Annotated in this window: 6 protein-coding genes; all 6 read right to left on the bottom strand. The window is 68.0% G+C overall.

Annotated features, from left to right (window positions below; all coding sequences use genetic code 11):
* The coding region (locus KY462_16495; protein MBW3579298.1) for an L-serine ammonia-lyase, iron-sulfur-dependent, subunit alpha at nt 1–245 on the bottom strand (245 nt) is incomplete at its 3' end.
* A gap of 150 nt (nt 246–395) precedes the next feature.
* Complete coding sequence (locus KY462_16490; GenBank protein ID MBW3579297.1) at nt 396–1,379, bottom strand: glycine/betaine ABC transporter substrate-binding protein; 984 nt, start codon at nt 1,377–1,379, stop codon at nt 396–398.
* Nucleotides 1,380–1,431: 52 nt separating this feature from the next.
* Nucleotides 1,432–2,127 carry an ABC transporter permease gene (locus tag KY462_16485; GenBank protein MBW3579296.1) on the bottom strand — a complete coding sequence of 232 codons (696 nt, stop codon included), beginning with the start codon at nt 2,125–2,127 and terminating at the stop codon, nt 1,432–1,434.
* A gap of 101 nt (nt 2,128–2,228) precedes the next feature.
* Complete coding sequence (locus KY462_16480; protein ID MBW3579295.1) at nt 2,229–3,440, bottom strand: betaine/proline/choline family ABC transporter ATP-binding protein; 1,212 nt, start codon at nt 3,438–3,440, stop codon at nt 2,229–2,231.
* Nucleotides 3,441–3,457: 17 nt separating this feature from the next.
* Nucleotides 3,458–4,102, bottom strand: a complete 645-nt coding sequence (locus KY462_16475; GenBank protein ID MBW3579294.1) for an ABC transporter permease — start codon at nt 4,100–4,102, stop codon at nt 3,458–3,460.
* Nucleotides 4,103–4,202: 100 nt separating this feature from the next.
* Complete coding sequence (gene asnB, locus KY462_16470) at nt 4,203–5,741, bottom strand: asparagine synthase B (protein MBW3579293.1); 1,539 nt, start codon at nt 5,739–5,741, stop codon at nt 4,203–4,205.
* Between the last annotated feature and the right edge of the window lie 365 nt (nt 5,742–6,106).

Here is a 6,106-nt window from a genome sequence, read left to right as displayed (position 1 = left end):
GGCGCAGTCACCACGCGTCCGCCCGCCGCATTCTCCTCGTTCACGGCCAGAGCCCAGAGGTTGACCCAGTCGAGCACGGTCAGTGGATCCTGGAGCGTCCGCTCCGCGCGTTCCAGCAGCAGCCGATGAAGCGCAGGGGCGCGGCGCTTCACCTTGAGGCCGCCGGGGAGGATGCCGTCGATGGTGATGCCGCGGTCGATGCAGATCGACAGGTACCGGCGGAACGCCGACAGCCCCCTCGCCATCGCCGCCTCCGAGAGGCGGCCCGTGGCGTCCACGCCCTCGCCGAGGCGAGCGAACTCGATCTCCTCCAGCGCCCTTACGAGTGAGCGGCTCGACCGACTGTTCGCGGCGGAGGCGAAGCTGGCGGTCGTTGGTGCCAGCGGGCAGCGCGCTTACTCGCTGATGATCCCATTCTCGACGAGGAAGTCGCGCGCCACCTGCTCGGGCTCCATGCCTTCGAGGTCCACACGAGCGTTGAGGTCGCGCATCGTGTCGTTGTCGAGCAGCTCGGTGATGGCTCCGAACAGTTCGTCGTAGGCGTCGCTGTGGTCGCCGTAGGCGTCCTCGCGGATCGTCATCGCCAGGTTGTAGACGGGGAAGAAGTTCTGGTCGTCTTCGAGCACCGTCAGGTCGTCGGCAGCGATGAGCGGGTCGGTCTGGAAGATCTCGCCGATCGTGCACTCCTCGCCCTCGATCGCTGCGTTGATCGCGAGGCTCAGATCGAGCTCGGCGACCTTGGAGAACTCGAAGTCGTACGCCTCCTGCACTCCGGGGAGGCCATCGTCGCGGGTGATGAACTCCGTGGCGGCGCACAGGGTGGCCTGCTCCGGATTGGTCTCGGCGAGCTCGGCCAGCTCGGAGATCGTTTGGATGCCGAGGTCGTTGACGGCCGGGTTGTAGAAGAACGCGTAGGTGTTGTTGATCTCCGACGGCTCGAGCCAGACCACGCCGTTCTCCGCGTCGGCATCACGCACACTCTCGTAGTACTTTTCGGGGCCTTCCAGGAACTCGGTGTTGCCGAGTATGGTGATCCAGCCGGTGCCGGTGTACTCCCAGTACAGGTCGATCTCGCCGCTCTCGAGTGCGTTGCGGACGACCTCTGTACCCTGCAGGCCGGTCTGGTCCGTGACGTTGGCGCCGGCGGCCTCCAGCGCCGCGACAGCCATCTGCCCGACGATCCGCTGCTCGGTGAACTCCTTCGAGCCCACCGTCACGCTCGCCCCGGACAGGTCCACCTGGGCGGCCACGGTCTCCTCCTCGGCGGTCTGGCCCTCCCCGCCGCCTGTCGGAGCATCGTCGCCGTTGCATCCGACCGACAGGGTGGCGAGCGCTAGGAGCACGGCGAGCAGACGGGAGGTGCGCAGTGTGGGTGACATTCGTTTCTCCTTCGGCGTTCGCGTCAGCGGGACCACTCGCGAGGCCCGGGGGTCACAGGCCCTTCGGCTTCAAGACGTCCTCGGCGATTCCCGCAGCGTAGTCGACGAGCAAAGCCAGCACGGCGGTCAGCACGGCGCCGGTCAAGATCACGATTTGCCGGCTCTGGACCAGCCCGGTGTAGATGATGTCGCCGAGGCCGCCGGCGTTGGTCAGCGTCGCGACGGCCGCGGTGCCGACGTTGATGACCAGCGCGGTGCGCACCCCCGCCAGCATCACGGGGACCGAAAGCGGCAACTCGATCTTGCGCAGCACGGTCAGCTTCGTCATTCCCATCCCGCGGCCCGACTCGATCACCGTCGGATCAACCTGGCGCAGACCGACCATCGTGTTGCGCAGCACCGGCAGGAACGCGTAGAGGACCAAGGCGATGATGGCGTAGCGCACGCCGAAGCCTGCGGCGAGCGCAAGCACCACGATGACCCCGATGGAGGGGATCGCCTGGCTGGTGCTCGCAACCGCGACGATCGTCGGGCTGACCCGACGCGCGAAGGAACGGGTCAGCACGATGCCGAGCGGCACCGCCAGCGCGATCACGATGACGGTCGACACCCCGACGAGGTACAGGTGGCGAACGGTGCTCGCGTAGATGAACTCGGTCGTCAACCGCCGCGCCTCGATCGAGTCCAGCTCCTGGCTGCTCACGTACAGGTACAGCACCGCGAGCACCAGCGCCAAGAACAACGGCATGGCGAGGTACCGCCACGCATCGCGTCCCGGAACCGCCTGCCGGATCGGTGGCGACGTGTCGGCCACCGCCGGCGATTCGGGTGCTCCCGCCGCGGCGGGCACTAGAGCGCCACCTCGTCCTCGTCCTCGTTCTCGTCCTCGTCCTCCTCCTCGTCCTCGTCGGCCGGTGCGCCGGTGCCGGTCGCAGCGGCGCGCTCACGCTCCGCGCTGCGCATCTTCTCGGCGGCCGCCATGATGACGGACATGTCCAGCGTGCCCCGGTAGGCACCACGACCGTCGACGACCACGACGCAGCCCACCCGTGACGTGACGAGCTCGCTCAGGGCGTGCGCCAGCGTGGCGGTCAGCTCGACCACCGCCTTCACCCGCACGCCCACCTGTCCCGTGCCGGCGTCGCCGTGGCCCACGTGAGCAGGCGACAGCCAGCGCAGGGGGCGGTTGTCGTCGTCGAGCAGGAGCAACGCGTCGTGCTCCGACTCATGCAGCATCCGTTCCAGCTCCGCCGGCTCGGCGCCCACCTTTCCGGTCGGCCACGCGGAAAGTTCGTAGTCGCCCACGACCGCCAGGCCCAACCGCTTCAACGCGGCGCCCGATCCGACGAAGTTCGACACGTAGTCGTCGGCTGGGTCGGAGAGGATGCGCACCGGGGTGTCGTACTGGGCGATCACCGACTGGTCGCGCAGTACCGCGATGCGGTCGCCGATCTTCACGGCTTCGTCGATGTCGTGGGTGACGAACACGATGGTCTTGCGCAACTCCTCCTGGATGCGCAGGAACTCGTTCTGCAGCCGCTCCCGCGTGATGGGATCGATCGCGCCGAACGGCTCGTCCATGAGCATCACCGGCGGGTCCGCCGACAAGGCGCGCGCGACACCCACACGCTGGCGCTGTCCGCCGGAGAGCTCCTTCGGGTACCGGTCGCGGTAGCGCGACGGGTCCATCCCCACCATGTCGAGCAGCTCATCCACACGCTGGCTGATCTTCTCGTCGGGCCACTTCAGCAGCCGCGGCACCGTGGCGATGTTGTCGAAGATCGTCATGTGCGGGAAGAGCCCGATCTGCTGGATGACGTAGCCGATCCGCCGGCGCAGGCGGTCGGGGTCCGTCTTCGTGACGTCCTCGCCGCCGAGGAAGATACGGCCCGACGTCGGCTCGATGAGCCGGTTGATCAGCTTCATGGTCGTGGTCTTGCCGCAGCCGGACGGACCGACGAGGACCACGATCTCCCCTTCGGGAATGTCCATCGTCAACGAATCCACTGCGAGCTCGTCGCTGCCGGGGAAGCGCTTCGTGAGCTCTTCGAGTCGGATCATCGCCTGGGTTGCGTCGTTCATCGGATCCCTCGGGGAGTGGTCAGGCGACTGACGAGATTGAACACCGCGTCGAGCACGGCCGCGAGGACCACGACGCCGAGGAACCCGGCAAGGGCGATCGGCAACGCGAAGGGACGACCGGCGCTGGAGAGCCCGCGGAAGATCAGCTGGCCGAGCCCGGGGCCGTTGATGATCGCCCCCAGAGCGGCGATCCCGACGATGATGAGCGTGGAGACGCGCAGACCGGTGAGCACGACCGGCCAGGCGAGGGGCAGCTCGATCCGCCACAGCCGCTGCCAGCGGCCCATCCCCATGCCCTGCGCGGACTCCACGATCGCGGGATCCACCCCGAGCAGCCCGGTCACGGTGTTCCGCACGATTGGCATCAGCGAGTAGAGGGTGAGGGCCACCACCACGCTCTTGGTGCCGATCCCCAGGAACGGGATCGTGATGAGCATGGCGTACAGGGCCAGCGACGGGATCGTCAATATCACGCCGGTGAGGCGCAGGGCGAGGTCGCGGGCACGGCGATGACGGTACGTCAGGACCCCCAGCCCGACCCCGATCACACCGGCGACACCCACCGCGAGCAGGACGATGGTGGCATGGGCGAGCGTGTGATCGAGCACCGTCGGCCAGTTCGCCCTCAGGTACTCCACCAAGCCCGGCAGCGCCTCCACGAGACTCACGACACCGTTCTCCCGTCAGCTCTGTCCACGTAGACCGTACCTTCGCACACGGGCCCGCGTGCTGGCTGGTTGCTCACGCTGTCGCGAACCTCCCGAGGATCCGCGTGTCGGCGGCGCCGGGGAACCGGCGGCGGAAGAACTGCTGGTAGACCAGTTCCTCCTTGCTTCGCGGAGCCGGGACGAGATGAGCCTGAGCAGCACGCAGCTGCCCATCGGTGACCGCCGCCTCGGCGTGGGCAGCGAGCACGTCGCAAGCGCCGCTGCCGTCACCGAACTGCGACTTGCGTCGCCACGCGATGTCATACGGCAAGAGATCGGCGAACGCAGTCCGCAGCAGGTGCTTCTCCATCCGGTGATCGTCCGAACGCTTGTCGCCGGCCGGAAGGTGAAGCGCCAGCGCGATGACGTCGAGATCGAGGAACGGTACCCGCGCTTCGAGACTGTGGGCCATCGTCATGCGGTCGCAACGCTGAAGGTTGAGGTTGTGGAGGCCTTCGACGGTGGCGACGAGCTCGCGATGCAGCTCGGACTCACCGGTGATGTCACGGAGGTAGGCGTACCCGGCGAACAGCTCGTCCGCGCCCTCGCCCGTCAGCACAACCTTGCAGGTACGCGCCGCGAGCTCGGCGAGGAAGTAGTTCGGCACCGCACTGCGCACGAGAGAGGGCTCATACGACTCGAGTCGCTCCACCACGTGGGGCAGCACCGCGACGGCTTCCTCGGCGGTGTAGACGCGCTCATGGTGATCCGTGCCAAGATGCTCGGCGACGCGACGAGCGGCCTGGAGGTCCGCACTGCCGTCCGTTCCCACCGCGAAGGTGAGAAGGCGGCGTTCTTGGCGAAGGGCAACGCCGGCGGCCACCGCCGCCACGATGCTCGAATCGAGGCCTCCGGACAGGAAGACCCCGACCGGGACATCGGCCATCATCCGTCGCTCGACCGCGTCGACGATCGCCGCTCGCACCGCCCGCGTTCGATCGGCCTCATCGCTGCGCTGCCCGGCGTGCTCCTCCCCAAGTTGCGTCGCGGAAGCAAAGCGTCGCAATCCCTGCTCCGGCGTCCAGACGTGGCCGGGCGGGAAGACCTCCAGGGTCTCGAGCCAGTCGGCGTCGAACGCCCGCAGCTCAGAGGCGAACCGCACCGTCCCCTTGCGCCGAGCCCAGTACAGCGGCTTGATGCCGACGGGGTCGCGCGCCGCCACGAATCCGCCCGCGGCCGTGGCCAGGCAGAAGGCGTACATGCCCCGCAGGGCGGGCAGCGCCTCGCATCCCTGCTCGGCTATCAGTCGCAGGATCACCTCGTTGTCCGACCCCGTCGTGAACGGCCCTCGAAGCCGGCGGCGCAGAACCTGGTGGTTGTAGATCTCGCCGTTGGCGACGAGGTAGTGGTCACCGGCCCGCAGTGGCTGATCACCGCCCTCGACGTCGACGATGGCGAGGCGGCGGTGGCCGAGACGAGCCGTGCCCACAGCGACCGTGCCCCGGCCGTCGGGTCCTCGATGCGAAAGCCGGTCCACCGCGCATTGGAAGTCCGAGCTGCCGGCCCCGTCGCGGGAGTCGGCCTGGTAGTCCGCCACAATGCCGCAGATGGTGCGCCCCTTTCGCGTGCGGATGGAAAGCAGGGTATCCCGAGATGTGAGGCTCGCATTTCCGCACTTCTGAGGAGCGTGGGCAGCCTGGGGCGGGTCGTCCGCAGCGGCAGGCGCGTTTGCCGCCCGTACGAGACCGGGTTCACATCAGCTTTCGGATCCGGCCCTGCCGCTCTGCCGACGCCCAGCAAACTGACATGGCGTGTGACCGGTGGCGGCGGCGACCGAGTCCTCCCGCTGAGGGGACTCCCGGGCGTTCGTCCACCTGACCCCTCTGGTGATGACCGGTGCCGAGGAGTTCGTGAGCAACCTGTGACCAGCCCCTCTACGAGTCGCCGATCAGCCCGTCGATTGCCTGTACGAGATCGTCGACGAACGGCCGCTGGTCG

The sequence above is a fragment of the Actinomycetota bacterium genome (assembly GCA_019347675.1).
Classification (GTDB): domain Bacteria; phylum Actinomycetota; class Nitriliruptoria; order Nitriliruptorales; family JAHWKO01; genus JAHWKW01.
Note: the sequence above shows the minus strand (reverse complement) of the source record. Positions and strands in the feature narration are given on the sequence as shown.

Coding starts and splice junctions, on each gene's coding strand:
- KY462_16490 (MBW3579297.1), bottom strand. CDS start 1,379: ATGTCACCCACACTGCGCACCTCCCGTCTGCTCGCCGTGCTCCTAGCG.
- KY462_16485 (MBW3579296.1), bottom strand. CDS start 2,127: ATGCCGTTGTTCTTGGCGCTGGTGCTCGCGGTGCTGTACCTGTACGTG.
- KY462_16480 (MBW3579295.1), bottom strand. CDS start 3,440: ATGATCCGACTCGAAGAGCTCACGAAGCGCTTCCCCGGCAGCGACGAG.